The organism is Hydrogenophaga soli (assembly GCF_054777695.1).
Genome location: NZ_BAAHAK010000002.1, coordinates 261,734 through 284,380, shown reverse-complemented (window position 1 = coordinate 284,380; position 22,647 = coordinate 261,734). Strand labels below are relative to the sequence as shown.

General features: G+C 68.5%; 25 protein-coding genes. 1 reads left to right on the top strand and 24 read right to left on the bottom strand.

All coding sequences use genetic code 11. From position 1 onward, the window contains the following. Positions 1–6 precede the first annotated feature (6 nt). The 24 genes from mraY to ACYVB7_RS04335 all read right to left on the bottom strand — a co-directional run bounded on the left by mraY (position 7) and on the right by ACYVB7_RS04335 (position 21,022). Entirely contained in the window at positions 7–1,185 is a 1,179-nt protein-coding gene (mraY, locus tag ACYVB7_RS04450; RefSeq protein WP_460505378.1) for an MraY family glycosyltransferase, read from the bottom strand. After that, complete coding sequence (locus tag ACYVB7_RS04445) at positions 1,175–2,614, bottom strand: UDP-N-acetylmuramoyl-tripeptide--D-alanyl-D-alanine ligase (protein ID WP_460505376.1); 1,440 nt, start codon at positions 2,612–2,614, stop codon at positions 1,175–1,177. The genes mraY and ACYVB7_RS04445 overlap by 11 nt, the downstream gene beginning before the upstream one ends. Next, a complete protein-coding gene (locus ACYVB7_RS04440) occupies positions 2,611–4,272 on the bottom strand; it encodes a Mur ligase family protein (protein WP_460505374.1) in 1,662 nt (553 codons plus the stop codon). Before ACYVB7_RS04440 ends, ACYVB7_RS04445 begins: the two co-directional genes overlap by 4 nt. Then, positions 4,272–6,008 carry a peptidoglycan D,D-transpeptidase FtsI family protein gene (locus ACYVB7_RS04435; RefSeq protein ID WP_460505372.1) on the bottom strand — a complete coding sequence of 579 codons (1,737 nt, stop codon included), beginning with the start codon at positions 6,006–6,008 and terminating at the stop codon, positions 4,272–4,274. Before ACYVB7_RS04435 ends, ACYVB7_RS04440 begins: the two co-directional genes overlap by 1 nt. Next, positions 6,005–6,310, bottom strand: coding sequence for a cell division protein FtsL (ftsL, locus tag ACYVB7_RS04430; protein WP_460505370.1), 306 nt, complete (start codon positions 6,308–6,310; stop codon positions 6,005–6,007). The genes ACYVB7_RS04435 and ftsL overlap by 4 nt, the downstream gene beginning before the upstream one ends. Then, on the bottom strand, positions 6,307–7,236 hold the full coding sequence (gene rsmH, locus ACYVB7_RS04425) for a 16S rRNA (cytosine(1402)-N(4))-methyltransferase (RefSeq protein ID WP_460505368.1): 930 nt from the start codon (positions 7,234–7,236) through the stop codon (positions 6,307–6,309). The genes ftsL and rsmH overlap by 4 nt, the downstream gene beginning before the upstream one ends. 10 nt (positions 7,237–7,246) lie before the next feature. Further along, complete coding sequence (mraZ, locus tag ACYVB7_RS04420; RefSeq protein ID WP_460505366.1) at positions 7,247–7,675, bottom strand: division/cell wall cluster transcriptional repressor MraZ; 429 nt, start codon at positions 7,673–7,675, stop codon at positions 7,247–7,249. 442 nt (positions 7,676–8,117) lie between these two features. Next, the gene (locus tag ACYVB7_RS04415) at positions 8,118–9,467 is read right to left on the bottom strand and encodes a hypothetical protein (RefSeq protein ID WP_460505364.1); all 1,350 of its coding nucleotides are present in this window, start codon (positions 9,465–9,467) and stop codon (positions 8,118–8,120) included. Next, complete coding sequence (locus ACYVB7_RS04410; protein WP_460505362.1) at positions 9,418–10,698, bottom strand: MbnH family di-heme enzyme; 1,281 nt, start codon at positions 10,696–10,698, stop codon at positions 9,418–9,420. Before ACYVB7_RS04410 ends, ACYVB7_RS04415 begins: the two co-directional genes overlap by 50 nt. Beyond that, positions 10,695–11,660 carry an MbnP family copper-binding protein gene (locus ACYVB7_RS04405; RefSeq protein ID WP_460505361.1) on the bottom strand — a complete coding sequence of 322 codons (966 nt, stop codon included), beginning with the start codon at positions 11,658–11,660 and terminating at the stop codon, positions 10,695–10,697. Before ACYVB7_RS04405 ends, ACYVB7_RS04410 begins: the two co-directional genes overlap by 4 nt. Before the next feature lie 88 nt (positions 11,661–11,748). Further along, positions 11,749–12,111, bottom strand: a complete 363-nt coding sequence (locus ACYVB7_RS04400) for a hypothetical protein (protein ID WP_460505360.1) — start codon at positions 12,109–12,111, stop codon at positions 11,749–11,751. Between the two features lie 131 nt (positions 12,112–12,242). Next, entirely contained in the window at positions 12,243–12,749 is a 507-nt protein-coding gene (locus tag ACYVB7_RS04395; RefSeq protein ID WP_460505359.1) for a copper chaperone PCu(A)C, read from the bottom strand. Positions 12,750–12,807: 58 nt separating this feature from the next. After that, on the bottom strand, positions 12,808–13,473 hold the full coding sequence (locus ACYVB7_RS04390) for a cyclic nucleotide-binding domain-containing protein (protein WP_460505358.1): 666 nt from the start codon (positions 13,471–13,473) through the stop codon (positions 12,808–12,810). Between the two features lie 71 nt (positions 13,474–13,544). Next, positions 13,545–13,982, bottom strand: a complete 438-nt coding sequence (locus ACYVB7_RS04385) for a DUF2946 family protein (RefSeq protein WP_460505357.1) — start codon at positions 13,980–13,982, stop codon at positions 13,545–13,547. Positions 13,983–13,990: 8 nt separating this feature from the next. Continuing rightward, complete coding sequence (locus ACYVB7_RS04380) at positions 13,991–14,476, bottom strand: copper chaperone PCu(A)C (protein WP_460505356.1); 486 nt, start codon at positions 14,474–14,476, stop codon at positions 13,991–13,993. 35 nt (positions 14,477–14,511) lie between these two features. Next, positions 14,512–15,183 carry an SCO family protein gene (locus ACYVB7_RS04375; RefSeq protein ID WP_460505354.1) on the bottom strand — a complete coding sequence of 224 codons (672 nt, stop codon included), beginning with the start codon at positions 15,181–15,183 and terminating at the stop codon, positions 14,512–14,514. 80 nt (positions 15,184–15,263) lie between these two features. Beyond that, positions 15,264–15,689, bottom strand: a complete 426-nt coding sequence (locus tag ACYVB7_RS04370; RefSeq protein WP_460505353.1) for a DUF2946 family protein — start codon at positions 15,687–15,689, stop codon at positions 15,264–15,266. 10 nt (positions 15,690–15,699) lie between these two features. Beyond that, complete coding sequence (locus ACYVB7_RS04365; protein ID WP_460505352.1) at positions 15,700–16,284, bottom strand: shikimate kinase; 585 nt, start codon at positions 16,282–16,284, stop codon at positions 15,700–15,702. Continuing rightward, positions 16,281–17,030 carry a lysophospholipid acyltransferase family protein gene (locus ACYVB7_RS04360; protein ID WP_460505351.1) on the bottom strand — a complete coding sequence of 250 codons (750 nt, stop codon included), beginning with the start codon at positions 17,028–17,030 and terminating at the stop codon, positions 16,281–16,283. Before ACYVB7_RS04360 ends, ACYVB7_RS04365 begins: the two co-directional genes overlap by 4 nt. Beyond that, on the bottom strand, positions 17,027–18,352 hold the full coding sequence (locus ACYVB7_RS04355) for a dihydroorotase (RefSeq protein ID WP_460505350.1): 1,326 nt from the start codon (positions 18,350–18,352) through the stop codon (positions 17,027–17,029). Before ACYVB7_RS04355 ends, ACYVB7_RS04360 begins: the two co-directional genes overlap by 4 nt. 80 nt (positions 18,353–18,432) lie before the next feature. Beyond that, on the bottom strand, positions 18,433–19,395 hold the full coding sequence (locus ACYVB7_RS04350; protein WP_460505349.1) for an aspartate carbamoyltransferase catalytic subunit: 963 nt from the start codon (positions 19,393–19,395) through the stop codon (positions 18,433–18,435). Between the two features lie 66 nt (positions 19,396–19,461). Next, positions 19,462–19,995, bottom strand: a complete 534-nt coding sequence (gene pyrR, locus ACYVB7_RS04345) for a type I phosphoribosyltransferase (protein ID WP_460505348.1) — start codon at positions 19,993–19,995, stop codon at positions 19,462–19,464. Beyond that, the gene (ruvX, locus tag ACYVB7_RS04340; RefSeq protein WP_460505346.1) at positions 19,992–20,435 is read right to left on the bottom strand and encodes a RuvX/YqgF family protein; all 444 of its coding nucleotides are present in this window, start codon (positions 20,433–20,435) and stop codon (positions 19,992–19,994) included. The genes pyrR and ruvX overlap by 4 nt, the downstream gene beginning before the upstream one ends. Next, positions 20,432–21,022 carry a YqgE/AlgH family protein gene (locus ACYVB7_RS04335; RefSeq protein WP_460505345.1) on the bottom strand — a complete coding sequence of 197 codons (591 nt, stop codon included), beginning with the start codon at positions 21,020–21,022 and terminating at the stop codon, positions 20,432–20,434. Before ACYVB7_RS04335 ends, ruvX begins: the two co-directional genes overlap by 4 nt. Positions 21,023–21,059: 37 nt before the next feature. Here ACYVB7_RS04335 and ACYVB7_RS04330 point away from each other — a divergent pair, with 37 nt between their 5' ends. Further along, positions 21,060–22,604 (top strand): cryptochrome/photolyase family protein, encoded by a 1,545-nt coding sequence (locus ACYVB7_RS04330; protein ID WP_460505344.1) that lies wholly within the window; start codon positions 21,060–21,062, stop codon positions 22,602–22,604. Positions 22,605–22,647 lie beyond the last annotated feature (43 nt).

The following is a 22,647-nucleotide window of genomic DNA, read 5'->3' as shown; positions in this document are numbered from 1 at the left end:
ACAGTTTCAGCGCAGCTTCAACGTGGACAGGCCCATCAGGCACAGCAGCATGGTGATGATCCAGAAGCGGACCACCACCTGCGTTTCCTTCCAGCCGCTTTTTTCAAAGTGGTGGTGCAGCGGGGCCATCTTGAGGATGCGGCGGCCCTCGCCGTATTTCTTCTTGGTGTACTTGAAGTAGGTGACCTGCAGCATGACCGACAGGGCCTCGGCCACGAACACGCCGCCCATGATGGCCAGCACGATCTCCTGGCGCACGATCACCGCCACGGTGCCCAGCGCACCGCCCAGGGCCAGTGCGCCCACGTCGCCCATGAACACCTGGGCCGGGTGGGCGTTGAACCACAGAAACGCCAGCCCCGCCCCCGCAATGGCGGCGCAGAACACCAGCAGTTCACCCGCGCCGGGGATGTAGGGAATGAGCAGGTAACGGGCAAACACGGCGTTGCCGGTCACATAGGCAAACACGCCCAGCGCCGAACCCACCATGACCACCGGCATGATGGCCAGGCCGTCCAGCCCGTCGGTCAGGTTGACGGCGTTGCTGGAGCCCACGATGACGAGGTAGGTCATGATCACAAAACCCAGCACGCCCAGCGGGTAGGCCACTTCCTTGAAGAAGGGCACCCACAGCCCCGCCGTGGAGGGCAGCGACACTTGGAAGCCCGAGGTGATCCATTCCAGGAACAGTTCGATCACCCGCAGGTTGGAGCGTTCGGAAATGGCAAACACCAGGTACAGCGCGGCCACCAGCCCGATGAGGCTTTGCCAGAAGTACTTTTCGCGTGAGCGCATGCCCTCGGGGTCCTTGCGCACCACCTTGCGCCAGTCGTCCACCCAGCCAATGGCCCCGAAGCCGCCGGTGACGATCATCACGATCCACACAAAGCGGTTGCTCAGGTCGGCCCACAGCAGCGTGGACAGCGCGATGGCCATGAGGATGAGCACCCCGCCCATGGTGGGCGTGCCGCTTTTCACCAAATGGGTTTCCATGGCGTAGCCACGCACGGGCTGGCCGATCTTGAGCGCCGTGAGGTGGCGGATGACCGCAGGCCCCGCCACCACGCCGATGAGCAGCGCCGTGACCGCGCCCATGACGGCGCGGAAGGTCAGGTACTGGAACACCCGGAAAAAACCGAATTCGGGCGACAGCCCTTGCAGCCATTGGGCCAGGTTAAGCAGCATGGGCCGTGTCTCCCTTTGTTGTTGTGGGGGTGACCGCGGGCCACGCTGCCTGCAGGTCGTGCACCACCCGTTCCATCTTCATGAAGCGCGAGCCTTTGACCAGCACGCTGCCGCCGCCCTGCACCGCCTCGCGCACCAAGGGCAGCAGGTCGGCGAGGTCGGCGCTGTGGGGCACAAAGCGGGCCTGGGGGTGGGCCCCGGCTGCCACCGCGTCGGCCATGTGGCTGCCGGTGCAGAACACACGGTCCAGACCCAGGGCCGCCGCACGGGCCAGCACCTCGGTGTGGAAGGCCAGGGCCTGGTCGCCCACCTCGCCCATGTCGCCCACCACCAGGGTGCGCGGCGCGGGCAAGGCGGCCAGCACGTCCAGCGCGGCCAGCATGGAGTCGGGGTTGGCGTTGTAGGTGTCGTCCACCACGGTCAAGCGACCGGCGGGCGTGGTGAGGGCAAACGCCCGGGAGCGGCCCTGCACCGGGGCAAAGGCACCCAGGCCCTTGACCACCGAGTCCAGGTCCACCCCGGCGGCCAGGGCGCAGGCGGTGGCGGCCAGGGCGTTGCGCACGTTGTGGCGGCCCGCCACTTGCAGTTGGGCGGTGGCCTGCCCCACCGGGGTCACCAGCTTCAGGGTCCAGGCCAGCCCGGTCCATTCGGCGGTGGCGGTCACGTCGGCCTGGGCGTCGGTGTCGCTGAAGGTGAAGCAGCGGCGGGCCCCGGCCAGCTCGCGCCACAGCGGCGTGTGGGTGTCGTCGCTGGGGAACACGGCGGTGCCGTCTGCCCCCAGGGCCGAGAGCACCGCGCCGTTTTCGCGCGCCACGGCCTCGACCGTGCCCATGAATTCCTGGTGCTCGCGCTGCGCGTTGTTGACCAGCGCCACCGTGGGCCGGGTCATGGCGGCCAGCGTGGCGATTTCGCCCGGGTGGTTCATGCCCAGCTCCACCACCGCCAGCCGGTGGCGGCGGGCCAGGCGCAGCAGCGTCTGCGGCACGCCAATGTGGTTGTTGAGGTTGCCACGGGTGGCCAGGGCATCTTCACCGTCGCCGCCCACCGCCACGCGCAGGATGCTGGCCACCATCTGTGTGGTGGTGGTCTTGCCGTTGCTGCCGGTGACGGCGATCACGGGAATGGTGTACTGCGCCCGCCACAAGGCGGCCAGTTCGCCCAGGGCGGCCAGGCTGTCGGGCACCTCCACCCCGGGCAGCCCGGCGTCGGCCAGACCACGCTCGGCCACCGCCGCCACGGCACCGCTGCGGGCGGCCTGGGGCAGGAAGTCGTGGGCGTCAAACGTTTCGCCCTTGAGGGCCACGAACAGGTCACCCGGCTGCAGGCTGCGGGTGTCGGTGTGCACGCGGTGGGCGGGCCATTGGCAACGGCCCACGGTGCGGGCACCGGTCAGCAGCGGCAACAGGTCGGTGAACGATGAGTAGGTCATGAAGCAAAGCCTCCCCGTGCGAGCAGGGCGGCGCGGGCGTGGGCCACGTCGGAAAAAGGATGTTTGACCCCGGCCACGTCCTGCGTGGTCTCGTGGCCTTTGCCCGCCACCAGCACCACGTCGGCCGGAGCGGCCTGGGCCACCACCTGGGCGATGGCGGCGGCGCGGTCGGGTTGCACCGTGACGGCCTGGGGTTGGCGCAGCCCAACCACCATCTGGGCCAGGATGGCCTGGGGGTCTTCGCTGCGGGGGTTGTCGCTGGTCAGGCACAAGACGTCGGCGGCGGCTTCGGCGGCAGCGGCCATCAAGGGGCGTTTGACCGGGTCACGGTCGCCGCCGCAGCCCACCACGCAATGCAGGCGCCCACCACGCACCGCCACCAGGGGGTGCAGGGCGGTCAGTGCCTGGGTGAGGGCATCGGGGGTGTGGGCGTAGTCCACCAGCACCAGGGGGGCGGCCTGCGCCGCTGCGCTGGCGCCTTCAGGGGTGGCGCTGACCGGTTCCATGCGCCCGGGCACCGCGCCCACACGGGCGCAGGCGGCCACGGCGTCGGCCAGGGGCACGCCCAGCGCCCGCAGCGTTGCGATCACGCCCAGCAGGTTGCTGGCGTTGTAGCGGCCCACAAAGGGCACTTGCAGGTGGGCCGAGGCACGCGGGGCCTCGGTGGCTTGGGCTGAACGGTGTTCCACCACGTCAAACGCCATGCCCTGGGCGGTGACGCGCAAGCCTGCAGCGTGCAGGTGACCGCCGGGGCCATCCAGGGGCACGGCATCTGGAGCCTGCGTGGCTCCATCGGCGGAGGTTACGGGAGCGTTCAGGCTGACGGTCCAGACCGGGGGGGTTTGAGACTGTGCGCTCCAATACAACCCCACCTCACGGGCCAGCGCGGCGCCCTGGGCGTCATCGGTGTTGATGACCACCGCCCCCAGTTCGGGCCAGGTGAACAGCCGGGCCTTGGCCGCCCAGTAGGCCGCCATGTTGCCGTGGTAGTCCAGGTGGTCCTGGGTGAAATTGGTGAACAGGGCCACGGCCACGCGAGTGCCGTCCAGGCGGTGTTCGGCCAGCCCGATGGACGAGGCTTCGATGGCGCAGGCGCTCACCCCGGCGTCCACCCACTCGCGCAGCTGGGCCTGCCAGGCCACCGGGTCGGGCGTGGTGAGCCCGGTGGGGCGGAAAGCGGCCAAGGGGTCGGTGTGGGCCCCGGGTGTGGGGGGCAGGCCCAGGCCCAGCGTGCCGGCCACGCCGCAGCGGCGGCCCAGCCCGGCCAAGGCTTGCGCCAGCCACCAGGCCGACGAGGTTTTGCCGTTGGTGCCGGTGATGGCCACCACGTCCAGCGCGTGGCTGGGCTCGTCCCAGAACGCCGAGGCCAACGCCCCGGTGTCGGCCTTCAGCGCAGGCAGGCTGCCCACGACGGCATCGGGCCAGGTGGCGACCTCGGGCAGCGCGGCCAGCCCGTGTTCGTCCACCACCGCGGCCACCGCACCGGCGGCCAGGGCCGAGGTCACGAACCGCCGCCCGTCCACGGCAAAGCCGGGCCAGGCCACAAAGGCATCGCCCGGCTGGATGCGGCGGCTGTCGGTGCACAGGCGGCGCACGCCCCGGGCACGCAGCCAGGCCAGGGCCTGGTCCAAACCTTGAAGTGGCAAGGGTGCGCTCATCAGAACGATTCCTCCACCGCCTGGGTGACGATTTGCGGCTTGACGTTCATGTCAGGCTGCACCCCCAGGATGCGCAGCGTCTGCTGCACGGTTTCGCTGAACACCGGGGCGGCCACCAGGCCGCCGAAGTACTGACCGTTGCTGGGCTCGTCCAGCATCACGCCCACCACCACGCGGGGTTTGTCGATGGGGGCCATGCCCGTGAACCACGAGCGGTATTTGTTGCTGGCGTAGCCCTTGCCCACCTGCTTGTGCGCGGTGCCCGACTTGCCGCCCACCGAATAACCCACGGTCTGCGCCTTCTGGCCGGTGCCGCCCGGGCCTGCGGCCATTTGCAGCATCTTGCGCACGGCGGCGGCGGTCTGTGCCGAGAACACGCGGTGGCCCACCACCGGCTCGTTGCTCTTGAGCATGGTGGCGGGGATGACCTGGCCATCGTGCGCAAAAGCGGTGTACGAGTGCACCATCTGGAACAGCGAAGCCGACAGGCCGTAGCCATACGACATGGTGGCCTGCTCGATGGGTCGCCAGTTCTTCCAGGGCCGCACGCGGCCGCTGACGGCGCCCGGGAACTCGATCTTGGGCTTTTGCCCGTACCCCAGCGCCGCGTAGGTGTCCCACATTTCTTGGGGGCTCATCTTCTGGGCGATTTTCAGCGCCCCCACGTTGCTGGACTTCTGGATCACCCCTTCCACCGTCAGCACGCCGTAGTTGTGGGTGTCGGTGATGGTGAAGCCGCCCATGGAGTAGCGGCCCGGCGATGTGTCGATGATGGTCTGCGGGGTGATGCGCCCGGCCTCCAGCGCCATGGCCACGGTGATGGGCTTCATGGTGGAGCCGGGCTCGAAGGTGTCGGTCAGCGCCCGGTTGCGCAGTTGCTCGCCGCTGAGGTTTTCGCGCCGGTTGGGGTTGTAGGTGGGGTAGTTGGCCAGCGCCAGCACCTCGCCGCTCAACACGTCCATCACCACCACACTGCCGGCCTTGGCCTTGTGCTGCTCCACAGCCTCCTTGAGCTTCTGAAAGGCAAAGAACTGGATCTTGCTGTCGATGGACAGTTGCAGGTCCGGCCCGTCCACCGGGGGAATGGCGTCGCGCACATCTTCCACCACACGGCCCAGGCGGTCCTTGATGACGCGGCGCGAGCCCGGAGTGCCGGAGAGCTGCTTGTTGAAGATCAGCTCCACGCCTTCCTGGCCTTTGTCTTCCACGTTGGTGAAGCCCACCACATGGGCCGCGGCCTCGCCTTCGGGGTACTGACGCTTGTAGTCCTTGCGCAGGTAAATGCCTTTGAGGCCCAGGGCCTCGACCTGCCGGGCCACGGGCTCGTCCACCTGGCGTTTGACCCAGACGAAGGTCTTGTCCTCGTTGGACAGGCTTTTCTTCAGGTCGGGCAGTTTCAGGCCCAGCAGCTTGGCCAGTTCTGCCAGCTTGGCGTCGTCCTTGTCCACGTCTTCAGGGATGGCCCAGATGCTTTGGGCCGCCACGCTGGAGGCCAGGATCAGGCCGTTGCGGTCCAGCACCCGCCCGCGGTTGGCGGGCAGCTCCAGCGTGCGGGCAAAACGCACCTCGCCTTGGCGCTGGAAAAAGTCGTTGCCCCACACCTGCACATAACTGGCCCGCACCGCCAGACCGACAAACGCCAGCCCCAGCGCCGCCACGATGAACTTGCTGCGCCAGACCGGCGTTTTGCTGGCCAGCAGCGGGCTGGCGTGGTAGGCAATGCTGCGCTGGCTCATGGCTTGCCCCCCTGGGCCTTGGCGTCGTCCGCCGCGGCACCTTTCCAGGTGGCGTACTGGGTGATGGCCGGGTTGGCCGGGCGCATCTGCAACTGTTGGCTGGCGATGCTCTGCACCCGGGCCGACGTGGCCTCGGCCCGCTTTTGCACCTGCAGCTGCTCGTGCTCCGACTCCAGCTTGCGGGCCTGGCTGCGGGCGCGGTCGATCTGGGTGTAGACGTGGCGCGACTCGTACTGGGTGTGCACCAGGTAGAAGGCGCTCAGCAGCACGGCCAGCAGCAGCATGAGGTTGAGGCGGGTCATGCAGCCACCTCGGTGCGCTGGGCCACGCGCATCACGGCGCTGCGGGAACGGGGGTTGGCCTGCACTTCGGCGTCCGACGGCATCACGCGGCCCAGGGCTTGCAGGCGCAGTGCGGCAGGGGCGGCAAACGGCACACGGCGGTCCACCACCTCGCGCGAGTGTTTGGCAATGAACTGCTTGACGATGCGGTCTTCCAGCGAGTGGAAGCTGATGACCACCAGCCGCCCGCCCGGACGCAGCACCGACAGCGAGGCCTCTAGCGCCTGTTGCAGCTCTTCAAGCTCGGCGTTGATGAAAATCCGAAAAGCCTGAAATGTGCGCGTTGCAGGGTCCTTGCCCGGCTCGCGGGTTTTGACCGCGCCAGCCACGACTTCGGCCAGCTCGGCGGTGGTTCGAAAAGGGCCCCGTTCTTGTCGGCGACGATCAATCGCCTTTGCAATCGGTTGAGCAAACCGTTCTTCGCCGTAGTCACGTATCACCTCCGTCAGGGTGGGGATGTCGGCCGTTTCCAGCCACTGCGCCACGCTCTGGCCCCGGGTGGGGTCCATGCGCATGTCCAGCGGGCCGTCATGGCGGAAGGAAAAACCGCGTTGCGGGTCGTCGATCTGGGGCGAACTGACGCCCAGGTCCAGCAGCAGCCCGTCGGCACTGGCCGCGGGCAGGTCACCCAGGTGGGCAAAACCTTCGTGTCGGATGGACAGCCGCCCCTGCCCTGCCCCTTGGGCCAGGGCCTGCGCGGTGGCGATGGCCAGCGGGTCCTTGTCGAACACCGTGAGGTGCCCGCCAGCGCCCAGATGCGACAGGATCAGGCGCGAATGCCCGCCACGGCCAAAGGTGCCGTCGATGTAAGCACCGTCAGGCTGAACAGAGAGGGCTTCGACCGCTTCGTTCAGCAGGACGGTTTGGTGGACCAACTCGTCTTGCATGGTGTCCCGGTCAGAAAGAGAAGTCCTTGAACACATCGGGCATTTCGCCCTTCATGGCCTCGGCCTCCTGGGCCGCGTAGGTGGCCGCGTCCCACAGCTCGAAATAGCCGCCCATGCCCAGCAGCACCGCGTCCTTCTGGATGCCGGCGGCCGTGCGCAGTTCGGGGGAGATGAGCACGCGCCCGGTGGCGTCCATCTCGACGTCCATGGCGTTGCCCAGAAAGATGCGCTTCCACCACTGGGCCTGCATGGGCAGCGCGGCAATGCGCTCCCGGAACTTTTCCCACTCGGAGCGGGGAAACAGCATGAGGCAGCCGTGGGGGTGTTTGGTGATGGTGAGCTGGCTCGCAGACGTTGCGCTCAGGACGTCACGGTGCCGGGTCGGCACGGACAGCCGCCCCTTGGCATCGAGACTGAGAGACGAAGCGCCTTGGAACACCTTGGATCAACCCTGAGAGAGCACTTTTCACCACGAAATTGCACTTCTCCCCACTTTATCAGCAAAACCCTGCAAAGCCAGGAGGTTGACCGGGAGAATTTCAATGAAATCAAATACTTACACCGCCTTTGCGGACAAAATGAAATATTAATTTTCCTTGCAAATGAAGCACTTACAAGCACCTGTGAAAGTGCCAGATCAGGGATTTGGGTCGCACCGCGTGCCGACGAGCGGTGGGAGAGCGGGCCGGAGCGGGGGAACCCCGCCGCCGCCGTCAAGGGCAGGTGCCCGGGCCACAAACGGACCACAAATGGGCCATGACCGGACGGCAACCGGGCATGCACGGCCAGGGTGCCGCGCCGCATACACAACAGAAAGAATAGCATCCACCGCTTTCATTGAAAGCGGTGGAGCCCATTTTCATTGAAAAAACGTCAAGCGCTCAACGCCCGGCCACAAACCAGCCATCCAGCCGCCAGATCCAGCGCAGCGCGGCGTAGCGCACCGACGGGGTTCCCGCCAGGGCGCCGCGCTCCTGCCCCAGCTCCAGCGCCAGGGTGTGCTGCGGCTGGGGTTGCCAGTTCAGCACCCAGGCGTTTCGGGTGGCGGCGCGCTGGGCCAGCAGCCCAGCGTCAGTCGCCACCAGACTGGCCCCGGCGCCTTGCAGGCGTTGCGAGGTCCAGGCCCGCTCGGTGCGCAGCCCCGTGTCCCAACCGGGGGCCACGGTCCACAGCGCTTGCAGCCAGGTGCCGCGCAGGCGGGCGCTGTACTGTGCCAAGCCGTTGGTCGACTCCAACCTGCCCGATTCCTGCCGCAGCCAGCCGCTGGCGGTGAGCGTCAGCGGCCATTGCAGTGCCGAACGGCGGGCGTCCCACACCGCGCTGGCCCCGGCCACGGTGCTGTGGCCGCCAAAGCACACCACATCTTTGAGGCTGGCGGTACAGGTCGGGCTGGCATGGGTGTGGCCGGACTGGCTGTTGACCCGGCTGCCCCGGTGGTCGGGGCTGACGCGGGCCACCCAGCCGTCCAGCGCCCACGCCCCGCCCTGCCAGCCCAGGTGCAGGCTGGGAGCGAGCGGACCGTCCTGCCCACCGGGGAACACGCGGCCACGCCACAGGCCCAGGTCGGCACGCCACTGGCCCGCGGGGCTGTTGGCGTCACCCGCGCCGCGCCAACCGAGTTGCAGGCCATCGTCGATCCAATCGCCGGTCAGGGTGAGTTGCTTGGCCAGGGGCATCAGGCCCCAGCGGTCCATGTGCCCGGCGTGGGACATGGCCGCCCCCAGCGCGGGGCGCTGGCGGCCTGCGGTCAGCAGCCACACGGTGTCGCCCTCGGGCTGGGCCTGGTCCCAGCGCCACTGCACCGAGGCCTCTTCCATGTGGGCGCGGTCGCTGCCGTGTTTGCCCAGCACCAGCTGGCCGCCCACGTGGTCGGTGGCGCGCCAGGCAGCCCCCACGGTGCCGTGCTCCAGCGTCAGGCCCTGGCGGTCGGTGCCCGCATCGCCTTGCAGCAAGAAGCCGCGCAGGCGCTGGCTGGGCAGCTCGGCCCGGGCGTCGAGCGCTGAGAGGGCCAGCGCGGCGTCCAGCCGCACACCGGGCTCGGTGGGCAAGGGATCGTCCATTTCGCCATGCGCCTGGGCCTGCATGGGCAGCAGGCCCAGGCCGCCGAGGCAGGCCCCCGCCGCCCAGGCCAGGGCCGTGCGGGGCCAGCCCATGCCGCTCCGGGGGATGCGGTGGGCGGCTTCACTGGGCCGGGAAGGGGTCGGCGTGTTGGGGGTTGGTGACGAATTCATGGTCGGTCAGGGTTTTGAGGAAAGCGACGAGGTCGGCCTTTTCCTGGGCGTTGAGGTCGATGCGGGCCACCAGGTCGCTCTTGTTGGGGTTGAGGCGTCCATCCCCTTTGTGGGGGCCGCTGGTGATGTTGCGTCCCCCGGCGGCGTAGAAGTCCAACACGTCGTCCAGGGTGGCGATGCTGCCGTCGTGCATGTAGGGCGCGGTCAGGGCCACGTTGCGCAGGCTCTGGGCGCGGAACAGGCCGCGATCGGTGGCCTTGGCGGTGAACTCGAACAGCCCCTGGTTGCCCATGGGGAAGCCGCCCGTGCCGTCCACGTTGTACAGCCCCGTGTTGTGGAAAGGCGTTTCCACGATGCGGCTGGCGGCGTGCACCACCTGGTCGTTGAAGTTGAAGCTGCCGTGGCAGTGGAAGCACTCGGCCTTTTCACCATAAAACAGGCGCATGCCGCGTTCTTCCGACGCGCTCAAGGTGGCCTTGCCCTGGGTGTACTGGTCGTACTTGCTGTTGCCGGAAATGAGCGTGCGCTGGAAGGCGGCAATGGCCTGGATGACGTGCACCCAGCTCACCCCCTCGGCGCTGCCCGGAAAGGCGGCGGCGAACTTGGGTGGGTACATCGGGTCGGCGGCCACGCGGGCCAGCACGGCGGCCTTGTTGCCGTCGTTCACGCCCATTTCCACCGGCGCATCGCCAAAAAACGGCACCTCCATCTGCTTTTCCAGCGTCACCAGGCTGGGGTTGGCCCAGGTGATGGTGGCGTTGTAGGCCACGTTGGCCAGCGGCTGCGGCCCGCGCACATGCGATTCGCCGGTGGAGCCCAGCCCCACGCGAAGGCCATCGGTGAAGGCCAGGGCCTGCTGGTGGCAACTGGCGCACGACTGTGTGCCGTTGCCCGACAGGCGTTTGTCATAGAACAGGAAACGCCCCAGGTCCACCTTGGCGGCGTTCATGGGGTTGCCCTCGGGCACCTTGGGCACCGGAAAACCGCTGGGCAGGTTCCAGGTCCACGCGGTGCTGCCGCCTCCGCTGCCGGGGGATGGGGTGGACCCGCCCGCGGTGTCCACCACCGTGGTGCCACCACCGCCGCAACCGCTGACCCAGACCACCCCCGTCACAGCCACCGCGGCCGCAACCACCCATGCTGCCGTCCCCAGGCCAGCACCGGCCACCCCGCGCAGGGTGGCCTGTGGGGCCGGGGCAGGCAGCGCCTCAGGACGCTGCCGGGCCGTCATTTGGCAATGGCCCTGAACAGGGTTTGTGCCGCGCCGCCGTTGATGGGCAGGCCCGTGCCGGTGCCGTCGGCCTTCCAATCCACGGCCAGGGCCTTGAACACGTTGTCGCACTCGGGGTCGGTGCCGCCCGACATGCAGCCTGCGGCAGCAGCCCTGTTCTGGGTGATGTCGGTGCCGGCCAGCAGGGCCTTCACGTCCACCGCCACCTTTTGGGTGGCCGGGTTGAAACTGGCCAGCTTGAAGTCCATGCGGTTGGGGGCCGAGCAGCTGCTGACCTGCGTGCCCGTGGCCGGGTTGCCAATGCAGCCGGTGGAGCCCAGGTGGAAGTTGAAGGTGGTGTAGGTGCCGGTGGCCGGTTGCGTCCACTTGCCCGCGGTGCCTGCGGGTGCTGCGGCCAGCGGGTCCGCCACTTCGATCTTGGCGAACTTGCGCCCGGCCTGCCAACTCCAGGCCATGGCCTGGATGTCCAGCGGGGCCTTGGTGGTGCTGGGGTTGGCCCAGTCGGAATGGTTGAGGGCAAACGGCACGCCCAGGGTCATCTTCACGCCCGTGTAGGTCCCTGCGGGCACGGTGCCTTTGATGAAGGCGTTGGTGCCCGTGGTGCCGGTGGAGGTGGGGCAGTCTCCGGTGGCGTTTTCCAGGTCGATCAGCGTCACGCTGTCGGACCCTGCCGTGTGGTTCCAGCTGTCGTTGGCGCTGAGGGTGAGCGGCACTTCCACGCCGTCGTTGCGCACCAGCTTGACCTGGGAGATGTAGAAGCGGAAGTCCTTGACGTTGCCAGAGGCCCCGGTGCTGCCCAGCCCGCTCACAGTGGAGCCGCAGCCGATGGCGGTGTCGCCCGCCACGGCGGCAAACTGGATTTCGACGTTCTGGGGCGAGGCGTCACCACCGCCACCGCCGCAAGCCACCAGGGTTGCGGCCAGGGCCACGGAAGACAGGGAGAAGAAGGCAATTTTTTTCATGGATGAAATGGATGTCGGAAAGAAAAAGAAAACATGCCGCCACAGCCCCCGCTCACCGTGGGCCGACCGGCTCAACAAGAACCATGGCTCAGCCCCGCACCGGCGGGGCCCGCATGGCCGACATCAACAACACCCGCTGCGCGGTGTCGGGCAGGTGCAGCACCCGCTCCAGCCCCAGCGGGCACGGCACGGGGTGATTCGCCCCGCACCAGCCGCCGCGCTCCCACCCCCCCCAGGCGCCCAGCGCACTGTGGGCGGCGCTCCAGGCGCAAGGCTTGGCCAGGCCCTGGGGCCAGTCAGACGGGGCCTGGGGCTGGCCCGCCTCGGTGGCATCCAGCACCCGCCACTGCAAGCCCTGCGGCGTGCACACCTCCACCACCCGCTGCGAAGGCGCGGCCAGGGCAGACACCACCCAAGCCCCCAGCAAACCCTGCAGGGCAGAAAACAGCATGGCCACCAGGCATGCGCGCAGCCACACCCGGCGCAGGGCAACGCCTGGCCGCCACGGCGTGGCCCGCCACAGACCTGAAGAAAAATCAGCCTTCACCGCTTGATTTGATTGCGCAGGTTGCTATCCATTTTTCAATGGTTGTGCTCACCCACCGAGCGGGCCTTTTGCACCCACACGTTCACCGTGTGTTCGCCCGCCCGCCGAAAGCGCAGGGTCACGGCAAAGCGGTCACCGTCCTTCAGCGGCTGCGTCAGGCCCTGCAACATGAGGTGGTAGCCCTCGGTCTGGTTGTGGCGAATCTTGAGTTCGCTGCGCGGCGGCAGGGCGATGGCATCGACCGCACGCATGCGCATGACGTGGCCGTCCATCTGCATGCGGTGCAACTCCACCGAAGCCGCTGCGGGGGTGGAGGCACCCAGCAGTTCGTCCGCCTCGTCCCCCGTGTTGCGCAGGGTGCGCAGGTACACGGCCCCCGCCGCCTGGCCGGGCACGGTGGGGGTGGCGTAGGGGTGATCGATGCGCAAATCGCCCGCCTTGAAGTCGTGCGCCAGGGCCACCCCGGGCAGCCCCGCGCCCACTGCGGCAAGGGTCAGGGTGAGGCAGGCGGCCTTCAGGCCACGGCGTTTCAATGCGTCCATGTGATGTGTCCTTGTGAATCGGTGTGCCACGGGGGCGGGTTCTGAGGCGCCTGGCGGGTCATCCCCAGGCGCCCTGCAGGGAGGCTTGCCCCTGAGAAAGGGTCACGGCCTGCCGCGAGAAGGCCTTGGGGCCGGGTTTGGGGCCACCCTTGCGGGTGCGTGGGGGCAGCAGTTGGGCCAGGGCGCGGCAAACGGTTTCGGGCTTGGCATCGACCACCTCGGCCAATTCGCGCAGCGGCGGCAGGCTGGAGCGCAGGGCGTCGGGGTCCAGCCCCGCGTGGTTCAAAAAACCGGGGGCGGGCATGAAGCCCAGCAGGCGCAGCATTTCGCCCACCCGCGCCAGCACCGGGCCGGTGCGCATGCGGGCCATGTCGTGGCTGCGCTGGGGTTGGAGCAGCAGGGCCTCCACCATCAACGCTTGGCGTTCGGCGTCGGTGCGGGGCGTCAGACGGCGCAGCCGGGCGGGCACCAGCACCGTGGCGTCGAACGAATGTGCTTGCCCCAGCAGGGTTTCATACCCGATGAGGTCGCCGGGCAAGGCCACCGACACCAGCACCGAGGTGTCTTTGCCGCGTTGGTCCAGGCGGATGACACCGCCGCTCACCCGCCACAGACCGTCCTGGCCGCCGCGCTGGAACAGCGTGGCACCACCGGCCAGGAACACGTCGTCTGCCGGGGACGAAGCCGATGCCGCGGCGGGCATCGCAAAGGAAAGGAATGACATGGGCACGTCCTTGAAAAATCCGTTGAACAGGCGGGAGGCCACACACCGAGGCCCCCGCCGCCGAAGGGGTTTCAAGACGCGACCGGCGGCCCGCGGGCCGAAAACTCCAGCGAAGGCGGCACCCAGCGCCGCGGGGGAAGGTGGGACACCACGCGCAGCGTGGCCTGGGGCAGGCCTGTCCAGGCCAGCACCGGGGGCAGCGGTGGGGTGAATCGGTCGAGCGCCAGCGAGCAATGCCCGCAGGCGTCCAGGTGAGCCAGCAGGCCGGAGGCCGGGTCTGACACGGGATCAACGGCATCGGCCCGGACCCAGACCATGCCGTCGCGGGTGCACACCTCCACCCAGTCGGACGGGGTGGCGCGGGCATGCGCCCCCAGGCGGGACAGGCCGGGCGCCAAGGTGGCCAGCACCCACAACGCCCACACCAGCGCCAGCAGCCAGCGCCTGGGCTGCCACGGCCAGGGCGCTGGCCTGCGGGCCAGGGGTGAACGGAGGGGTGCGAAGGTCACAGGGCAGATCAGTGCTTCATGGCACCGTGGTTGCCGTGCTGCATGGGCGCGGCACTGCTGCTGCCCAGGGCGGTGACGGGGGCCTTGATGTCTTGGGTGAAGGGCTTCTTGGCCTCGTCTTCAAACACCAGGGTGATGGGCACCACGTCGCCACCCTTGAGGGGTTGCTTCAGGTCCATCAGCATCACGTGGTAGCCGCCGGGCTTGAGTTCGGTGGTGCGGCCCGCGGGCAGGTCCAGGCCGGGGATCTGGCGCATCTTCATCACGTTGTCCACCATGGCCATTTCGTGGATTTCCACCACACCGGCCACCGGCGAGCTGGCCGACACCAGGCGGGCGTTCTTGTCGGCGGTGAGGCGCATGAAGGCGCCAGTGGCTTTCTGGGTGGCCACGGTGCCACGCACCCAGGCATCTTCGACCTTGACGGTCTGCGCCCACAGGCTGGACGCGGACAGGGCCAGCACGGCGGCGGCGAACAGGTTGGTGTGTTTCATGAAAACTCCTTGGTGAAAAACGGACACAAAAAAACTCAGGCCCCGGCCAGCAGGGCGGCAATGTCGGCGGTGTGGTCGGCGGCGGTTTGTTCGTGGCGCAAGGCCACGCGCAAACGGCCCTGGGGGTCGAACAGGTAACTCAGGGCCGAATGGTCCATGGTGTAGCTGCTGCCCGTCGGCACCTTTTGGTAGAAGGCCTTGAACTCGGCGGCGGTGGCCTTGGTCTGTTCGGCATTGCCACGCAGGGCCAGAAAACGCGGGTTGAAGGCGGCCATGTAGTGGCGCAGCAGTTCGGGGGTGTCGCGCTCCGGGTCCACGGTGACGAACAGCACCTGCACACGGGCGGCACGTTCGGGGCCCAGTTGGGTCAACACCTCGTTGGCACGGGTGAGTGCGGTGGGGCAGACGTCGGGGCACTGCACAAAACCAAAGTACAGCAAAACCACCTGGCCCTTGAAGTCGGACAGCGTGCGCGGCTGGCCGTGCATGTCGGTCAGGGCAAAGCCCTTGCCGTAGGGTGCGCCGGTGAGGTCGATGCCGCGAAAGGCGACCGCGGCGGCACCGCTTTCAGCGGTTTTTTGTGGCTCGCAACCCGCCGTCAACGCCCCCAGCGCAGCCACCACCGCCGCCAGCAAGCCCCCCCCGACGAACCAACGCCGCCCGCCCCGACGGGCGGAACCCTGCGTCACCGAAACATGAACCGACATGAAACGCTCCTCGAAACCGAACACCGGACCGGCCCCGCGCAGCGGCACTGCCGCTGGCCATGGCCAGCCCACCAGGGTGGTCAGATCGAGGAGGGAGGCGCCCGCGAATGGGCGGTGGACCAAACCGCCAGCAGGTGGGGGGCCTGGAGGAAAGCGTCGGGCACCCAGCGGGCACCGATGAGGGGGAGTGGCTCCAAGGCCGTCACCGGGGGCAGGCCCAGCGCAGGCGCGTGGGTGGCGCACCACACACAGCCCGGCATGGCCATGCCCAGGCTGCCTTGGGCGGGCGGTTGGGACCCGTCGTCCGACGCGGCCGACTCGGGGGCCTGTCGCACCCAGGCCATGCCGCTGACGGTGCACACCTCCACCCAGCCCTGGCCGGGTTGGGGCGCACGCACCGCGGCGTGGGACAACACCGGCAGCAAGGCCCCCAGCACCAAAGACCACAGCGCCAACCAGGCGGTGAGCCGCTGGCGCAGGGTGATGGACCTTGGGGGGGTGTGCATGGGGTGCAGTTTAACCGCCCGGTTGCTGCAACGCCCGCTGTTCCAACTGCATGGCGATGTGGTTGACCAGGGTGTGAACCGAAGGCCGCCCGGTCTCCACGCTGTGGTGGGCCACCTCGCGGTACAGCGGGTCGCGCACCTGGTACAGGTCCTTGAGCTTTTGCAGGGGGTCGCTCCCCTGGAGCAAGGGGCGGGTCTTGTCGTGGCGCAGGCGTTTGAACAGTTCTTGCGGACTGGACTTGAGGTAGACCACCCAGCCATGGACCCTGAGCACCTGGCGGTTGGCCGGGCGCAGCACCGAACCGCCACCGGTGGACAGCACGATGCCCCGCCGTTGCACCAGCTCGGCCAGCACCGCCTGCTCCAGGTCGCGGAAGGCCTGCTCGCCCTCGCGCTCGAAATACTCGCGGATGGAGCAGCCCAGGCGCTCTTCGATCACATGGTCGGAATCCACAAAGTTCACCCCCAGCCGCCGGGCCAGCTGGCGGCCCACGGTGGACTTGCCCGATCCGGGCAGACCCACCAGCACCACCGTGGGGGTGGCTGCGGCGTGGCCTGTGGGGGCGTCCGGGAGAGAGGGCGTCAGGGTGTTCATGGCCGGGCGTGCGGGCTCAACAGGTCTTGGATGCACCCGCGCAGGTCGGCAGCCCAGGTGCGGCGGTCACGCCCTTGGGCAGTTTCGGCCTCGCCCAGGGTGACGTGCACCTCCAGGCGCTTGGCGCACAGGGTTTGCCACAGCGACGAGAGCAGCGTGGTGTCGCCCACGTACAGCGCGGCGCTGCTGCGCTGGCCGCTGCGGCCATCGACATAGGCCAGGGCCACGGGTTGCACCGGCACGTGGGTGGCAATGGCGGCCTGCAACAGGTTGGCGTGAAAGGGCAGCACGGCTTGGCCGTCGCCCGTGGTGCCCTCAGGGAACACGGCCACCACGTCGCCCGCCCCCAGGGCCTCGGCCATGTGGTGGACCACGCGCATGGCGTCACGGCGGCTTTCGCGCTCGATGAACAGGGTACCCGCCCCCGCCACCAGCGCCCCCAGGACCGGCCAGTGCTTCACGTCGGCCTTGGACACGAAACGCGCGGGCTGCACGGCGTTCATCACCAGGATGTCCAGCCACGACAGGTGGTTGGCCACCCACAGCAGCGGCCCGTGGGCCGCATCAGCCCCGGTGCACCGCAGGCGCACCCCCAGGGCCGACAGCATGCGCTGCGACCACAGGCGCAGCAATGCCTGTCGCTGGGCGGCGGGCAGGCGTGCAAACCCGGTGTGCACCTTCCACACGCCCCACAGCACCCACAGCAGCACCAGGGCCAGGCGCCCCAGGGCGCGCAAGGCGGTCATCCGGCGCGGGCGGGTTCAGGGCGTTGGTGGGCGATTTGCCCACCCACCACCGTGGTGCGCACGCAGCCCGGCAGCTCCTGCCCCAGGAAGGGCGTGTGACGGCCTTGGCTGCGCAGGTTCTGGGGGGTGGGCGTCCACCAGGCGGCGGCATCGACCACACACAGGTCGGCCACGCCGCCTTCCACCAGCCGCCCGGCACTGGCTTGCAGGGTGCCCAGGCTGCTGCCCAGCACGCCCACCGGGCCGGTGGTGACGGTGGCCAGCGCCCTTGCCAGCGGCACACCGTCGGCCTGGGCCCAGTGCAGGGCCAGGGACAGCAGCAGTTCCACGGCGGATGCGCCCACTTCCGATTCGGCAAAGGGCAGCACCTTGGCGTCGGCCTCCACCGGGGTGTGGTCGGACACCAGGGCGTCGAGGGTGCCGTCGGCCAGCGCGGCGCGCAGGGCCTCGCGGTCGCGCTGCTGGCGCAGCGGCGGGGCCAGGCGGGTGTTGCTGTCGAAGTAGCCCAGGTCCACATCGATCAGGTGCAGGTTGTGCACGCTCACGTCGGCGGTGATGGGCAGGCCCTCGGCCTTGGCCTGGCGCACCAGCTCCACCCCCGCCGCGCTGGACAGGCGGCACAGGTGCACGCGGGCGCGGGTGCTGCGCACCAGCTCGAAGATGGTGTGCAGCGCAATCAGCTCGGCCGCCACCGGAATGCCCGACAGGCCCATGCGCGTGGCCAGCGGGCCGCTGGCGGCCACGCCCTTGCCCAGCCAGGCGTCTTGCGGGCGCAGCCACACGGTGTAGCCGAAGGTGGCGGCGTATTGCAGCGCCCGTTGCAGCGATTGGGTGTTGACCACGGGCACCTCGGCCTGGCCAAAGCCCACGCAACCGGCTTCGGTGAGTTCGACCATTTCGGTCAGCGCCTCGCCCTTGAGGCCGCGGGTGAGCGCGCCCAGCGGGAACACGCGGGCTTGGTGCAGCTTTTCGGCACGGTACTTGAGCATGTCCACCAGGCCGGGCTCGTCCAGCACGGGGTCGGTGTCGGGCGGGCACACCAGGCTGGTGACGCCCCCGGCCACGGCGGCGGCCATTTCGCTTTCCAGCATGCCAGCGTGTTCCTGGCCGGGTTCGCGCAGGCGCACCGACAGGTCCACCAGCCCGGGCAGCACCAGGCAGCCGGTGGCGTCGATGGTGCGGTTGGCTTCGAAGCCGCTGCCCGCTGCCGCCAGGCCAGGACGCATGGCGATGATGCGGCCTGCGGCCAGGGCCACGTCGCACAGCTCGTCGCGTCCGCTGGCGGGGTCGATCACCCGGCCACCACTGATCAGCACTTTCATGTTCGCTCCAATTTCAAGCTTTTTGGCCTCTAGCGCTTTATTTAAAAGCGCAAGCAGCTATCATTTTTATATCAACCACTTCAGGCGGAATGCCCGGCCACGATGCTCATGACGGCCATGCGAACCGCAATGCCGAAGGTCACCTGGTTGAGCACCACGCTGCGTGGGCCGTCGAGCACCGCCGAGTCGATCTCCACGCCGCGGTTGACCGGGCCGGGGTGCATGACGATGGCGTCGGGCTTGGCCCAGGCCAGGCGCTCGGGCGTCAGGCCAAAGCTCTTGGCAAATTCCTGGCTGGAGGGCAGCAGCGCACCGCTCATGCGTTCGTTTTGCAGGCGCAGGGTCATGACCACGTCGGCGCCGCTGATGCCTTCCTTCAGGTCGTGGCACACGCGCACGCCCATGGCCGCCATGTCGGACGGCACCAGGGTGCGCGGCCCCACCACGCGCACCTCGGCACAGCCCAGGGTGGTGAGGGCGTGGATGTTGGAGCGGGCCACGCGCGAGTGCAGCACGTCGCCCACGATGGCCACGGTCAGGTTGGCAAAGTCGCCCTTGAAGTGGCGGATGGTGTAGGCGTCCAGCAGGCCCTGGGTGGGGTGGGCGTGGCGGCCATCACCGGCGTTGACCACGTGCACATGCGGGGCCACATGCTGGGCAATCAGGTAGGGGGCACCGCTTTCGCTGTGGCGCACCACAAAGATGTCGGCGGCCATGGCCGACAGGTTGGCGATGGTGTCCAGCAGGCTCTCGCCCTTGGCGGTGGAGCTGCGCGCGATGTCGAGGTTGATGACGTCGGCACTCAGGCGCGTGGCCGCGATCTCGAAGGTGGTGCGGGTGCGGGTGCTGTTCTCGAAGAACAGGTTGAACACGCTTTTGCCGCGCAGCAGCGGCACCTTCTTCACCTCGCGGTCGCTGACCGAGACGAAGTTGGTGGCGGTGTCCAGGATGTGGGTCAGGATGTCCTTGGACAGGCCTTCGGTGGACAGCAGGTGGATGAGCTCGCCGTTCTTGTTGAGCTGCGGGTTGCGGTGGATCTTCATGGCAGGCGTCACCAGTCGGGGGAAGCGGACGGAAAAAGGAGCTTGGGGTGAGCGGCGGGCGGGGCGTCAGCCGCCCACCACGGCGTCCACCGCAAAGCTGAAGCGGCCCTGCTCGTCGCGGGCCAGTTGCAACGAGCGGTCGGCGGGCAGGGTGATGCGGGCGGCCGACCAGGCGGCTTCGATGGGCAGTTGGCGACCGTCGCGGTCCACCAGCACCATCAGGTTCACGCTGGCGGGGCGGCCGTGGTCGAACAGCTCGTTCAGCACGGCGCGGATGGTGCGACCGGTGTAGAGCACGTCGTCCAGCAGCAGCACATGGGTGCCGTTGACGTCGAAGCCCAACCGGGTCTGCACCGAGCTGGCCAGACCGCGGCGGGCAAAGTCGTCGCGGTGCAGGGCCGACGACACCACGCCCGGCTCGGCGTCCAGCCCCAGGTCGGCCCGCAGGCGCTGGGCCAGCCACACACCGCCCGAGGCAATGCCCACCAGCTGCACCGGCTGGCCCACCTGCACCAGCCAGCCGCGCACATGGCGCAGCAGCGACTGGTACAGCACTTCGGCCTCCAGGTGGATGGATTTTTCCGGGGTGGACACGCTCACGGCAGGCTCCTCAAAAACTGTTCCAGGATGATGCAGGCGGAGGCCGCATCGGCATCGGTGGCACCCAGCGACAGCGCCTCGGTGGTGCTGTAGCGTTCGTCCACCTCGTAGACGCTCAGTTTGGTGCGCTCGCGCAACTGGTTGGCAAATTTGCGGGCGCGCTTGGTGTTCTCGTGGGCCGCGCCATCGGGGTGGAAGGGCACACCCACCACCAGCGCGTCGGGCTGCCACTCCTTGACCTTTTGCACCACGGCCAGCAGCTGCGCCTCGCCGCTGGCCTTGATGCTGCCCTGCGGGCTGGCGCTGCGGGTGATGCGGTTGCCCGAGGCCACGCCGGTGCGCTTGATGCCGTAGTCCAGCGCCAGAAACATCTGTTGCCCGGCGGGCACGTTCACCGGTCCGGCCAGGTTGGCCCCGGGTGCGGTGGGGGCAGCGCTCATGAGTGGCCCGCCTCGGGGGAAATCATCCAGGCCTGCAAACCCAGCAGGGCCAGGGCGGCGTCGTAACGCTGCTCCACCGGCACGTCAAAAATGATGTCGGGCGACGCGGGCACGGTGAGCCAGCTGTTTTCGGCCAGCTCCGACTCCAGCTGCCCTTGGGCCCAGGACGAGTACCCCAGCGTCACCAACAAACGTTTGGGTCCAGCCCCGGCGGACAGGGCTTCCAGCACGTCGCGCGAGGTGGTCATTTCCAGGTCGGCCCCTTCCACCGTGAGGGTGGAGGCGTAGGCGTGCTGGTCGTCGGCGCCCATGGGCTCGTGCAGCACAAACCCGCGCTCGGTCTGCACCGGGCCGCCCTGGAACACCGGCTGGATGGCCAGCTCAGGGCGGTCCAGCGGCAGTTCCACCTTGGCGAACAGGTCGGACAGGTGGATGCCCGCAGGCTTGTTGACCATGAGGCCCATGGCACCGCGTTCACTGTGGTCGCACAGGTAGACCACGCTGCGTGCGAACACGTCGTCGGCCAGATTGGGCATGGCGATCAGGAAGTGATGGGTGAGGTTGATCGCGGCGGAATCCTTGGACATTGCCCGATTTTAAGGGCGGGGCTATGCTGGCCCGACCATGCCCCCAGCCCCGCCGTCACGCCACGCCGTTGCCCTCCACCCCACCGCCTCACCGCCGACGGGCGCGGGCTCACCCCGGCGGTACGACCGGGGGCTGGTCTGGTTGCGGCGCGACCTGCGTACACAGGACCACGCGGCGCTGTACCACGCCCTCAAAAGCTGCCGCCAAGTGTGGTGTGTGTTTGTGTTCGACACCGACATCCTGGCCCCCCTGCCCCGCGCCGACCGACGGGTGGAATTCATCCGCGAGTCGCTGGTGGAGGTGGACCAGCAGTTGCGCGACTGGGGTCCTGCCGACGGCTCGGCGCGCCTGCTGGTGCGCCACGGCCAGCCCCAGCAAGTGATCCCTCGGCTGGCCGTGGAGCTGGGCGTGCAGGCCGTGTTCGCCAACCACGACGACGAACCCGCCGCACTGGCCCGCGACGCCCGCGTGCGCGGCGGCCTGGCCCACCACGGGGTGATGCTGCACACCTTCAAGGACCATGTGATTTTTGAGCGCAGCGAGGTGCTCACCCAGCAGGGTCGCCCGTTCGGGGTGTTCACCCCGTACAAAAACGCGTGGCTGAAGGCGGTGACCGACTTTCACCTCAAGCCCTACCCCACCCAACGCCATGCCGCCGCCCTGGCCCCCGTGCCGCCCGGGCAGCCCGTGGGCGTGCCCACGCTCGCAGACATTGGCTTCGAGACCACCGACCTTCATCACCTTAAGTTGCCCCCAGGCTTTTCTGGCGCGGAAAGTTTGCTACAGGACTTTTTGCACCGCATCGGCCAGTACGGCCATGCGCGCGACTACCCCGCCGTCAAAGGGCCCAGCTACCTGAGCGTGCACCTGCGGTTTGGCACCGTGTCCATCCGGCGCTTGGCGGGCCTGGCCCACGCCCTGCACCTTCAGGGCCATGCCGGGGCCAGCACCTGGCTGAGTGAGCTGATCTGGCGCGATTTCTACCACCAGATCCTGGCCCACCACCCCCATGTGGTGGAGCGTTCGTTCAAACCCGAGTACGACGCCATTCGCTGGGAACACGGCGCCCATGCCCAGGCACTGTTTCAGGCCTGGTGCGAGGGCCGCACCGGCTACCCGCTGGTGGACGCGGCCATGGCCCAGCTCAACCGCACCGGCTACATGCACAACCGCCTGCGCATGGTGACCGCCAGCTTCCTGTGCAAGGACCTGGGGCTGGACTGGCGCTGGGGCGAGCGCTACTTTGCCGAAAAGCTCAACGACTTTGACCTGGCCGCCAACAACGGGGGCTGGCAGTGGGCCAGTTCCAGCGGCTGTGACGCGCAGCCCTATTTCCGCATCTTCAACCCGGTGAGCCAGAGCGAGAAGTTCGACCCCGAGGGCAAGTTCATCCACCGCTACCTGCCGGTGCTGGCCCACCTGCAAGGGCCTGCACTGCATGCACCGTGGCAGGCCGATGCACTGGAGCTGGCCGCTGCCGATGTGCGACTGGGGGACAACTACCCCCACCCCATCGTGGACCACGCCCAAGCCCGCGAAAAAACCCTGCAGCGCTACGCGGTGGTGAAAAAGCAGGGGTGAAAAAGCAGGGGTGAAACAGCAGATGTGAAAAAGGCCGGATGAC

What these genes read in the sequence shown, in the direction of transcription:
- ACYVB7_RS04395 (WP_460505359.1), bottom strand. Translation starts at nt 12,749, where the DNA reads ATGGACGCATTGAAACGCCGTGGCCTGAAGGCCGCCTGCCTCACCCTG.
- ACYVB7_RS04445 (WP_460505376.1), bottom strand. Translation starts at nt 2,614, where the DNA reads ATGACCTACTCATCGTTCACCGACCTGTTGCCGCTGCTGACCGGTGCC.
- ACYVB7_RS04365 (WP_460505352.1), bottom strand. Translation starts at nt 16,284, where the DNA reads ATGAACACCCTGACGCCCTCTCTCCCGGACGCCCCCACAGGCCACGCC.
- ACYVB7_RS04335 (WP_460505345.1), bottom strand. Translation starts at nt 21,022, where the DNA reads ATGTCCAAGGATTCCGCCGCGATCAACCTCACCCATCACTTCCTGATC.
- ACYVB7_RS04390 (WP_460505358.1), bottom strand. Translation starts at nt 13,473, where the DNA reads ATGTCATTCCTTTCCTTTGCGATGCCCGCCGCGGCATCGGCTTCGTCC.
- rsmH (WP_460505368.1), bottom strand. Translation starts at nt 7,236, where the DNA reads ATGCAAGACGAGTTGGTCCACCAAACCGTCCTGCTGAACGAAGCGGTC.
- ACYVB7_RS04435 (WP_460505372.1), bottom strand. Translation starts at nt 6,008, where the DNA reads ATGAGCCAGCGCAGCATTGCCTACCACGCCAGCCCGCTGCTGGCCAGC.
- ACYVB7_RS04400 (WP_460505360.1), bottom strand. Translation starts at nt 12,111, where the DNA reads ATGCTGTTTTCTGCCCTGCAGGGTTTGCTGGGGGCTTGGGTGGTGTCT.
- ACYVB7_RS04350 (WP_460505349.1), bottom strand. Translation starts at nt 19,395, where the DNA reads ATGAAGATCCACCGCAACCCGCAGCTCAACAAGAACGGCGAGCTCATC.
- ACYVB7_RS04405 (WP_460505361.1), bottom strand. Translation starts at nt 11,660, where the DNA reads ATGAAAAAAATTGCCTTCTTCTCCCTGTCTTCCGTGGCCCTGGCCGCA.
- ruvX (WP_460505346.1), bottom strand. Translation starts at nt 20,435, where the DNA reads ATGAGCGCTGCCCCCACCGCACCCGGGGCCAACCTGGCCGGACCGGTG.
- ACYVB7_RS04330 (WP_460505344.1), top strand. Translation starts at nt 21,060, where the DNA reads ATGCCCCCAGCCCCGCCGTCACGCCACGCCGTTGCCCTCCACCCCACC.
- ACYVB7_RS04380 (WP_460505356.1), bottom strand. Translation starts at nt 14,476, where the DNA reads ATGAAACACACCAACCTGTTCGCCGCCGCCGTGCTGGCCCTGTCCGCG.
- ACYVB7_RS04415 (WP_460505364.1), bottom strand. Translation starts at nt 9,467, where the DNA reads ATGAATTCGTCACCAACCCCCAACACGCCGACCCCTTCCCGGCCCAGT.
- ACYVB7_RS04360 (WP_460505351.1), bottom strand. Translation starts at nt 17,030, where the DNA reads ATGACCGCCTTGCGCGCCCTGGGGCGCCTGGCCCTGGTGCTGCTGTGG.
- ACYVB7_RS04440 (WP_460505374.1), bottom strand. Translation starts at nt 4,272, where the DNA reads ATGAGCGCACCCTTGCCACTTCAAGGTTTGGACCAGGCCCTGGCCTGG.
- ACYVB7_RS04375 (WP_460505354.1), bottom strand. Translation starts at nt 15,183, where the DNA reads ATGTCGGTTCATGTTTCGGTGACGCAGGGTTCCGCCCGTCGGGGCGGG.
- ACYVB7_RS04370 (WP_460505353.1), bottom strand. Translation starts at nt 15,689, where the DNA reads ATGCACACCCCCCCAAGGTCCATCACCCTGCGCCAGCGGCTCACCGCC.
- ACYVB7_RS04410 (WP_460505362.1), bottom strand. Translation starts at nt 10,698, where the DNA reads ATGACGGCCCGGCAGCGTCCTGAGGCGCTGCCTGCCCCGGCCCCACAG.
- ftsL (WP_460505370.1), bottom strand. Translation starts at nt 6,310, where the DNA reads ATGACCCGCCTCAACCTCATGCTGCTGCTGGCCGTGCTGCTGAGCGCC.
- mraY (WP_460505378.1), bottom strand. Translation starts at nt 1,185, where the DNA reads ATGCTGCTTAACCTGGCCCAATGGCTGCAAGGGCTGTCGCCCGAATTC.
- ACYVB7_RS04355 (WP_460505350.1), bottom strand. Translation starts at nt 18,352, where the DNA reads ATGAAAGTGCTGATCAGTGGTGGCCGGGTGATCGACCCCGCCAGCGGA.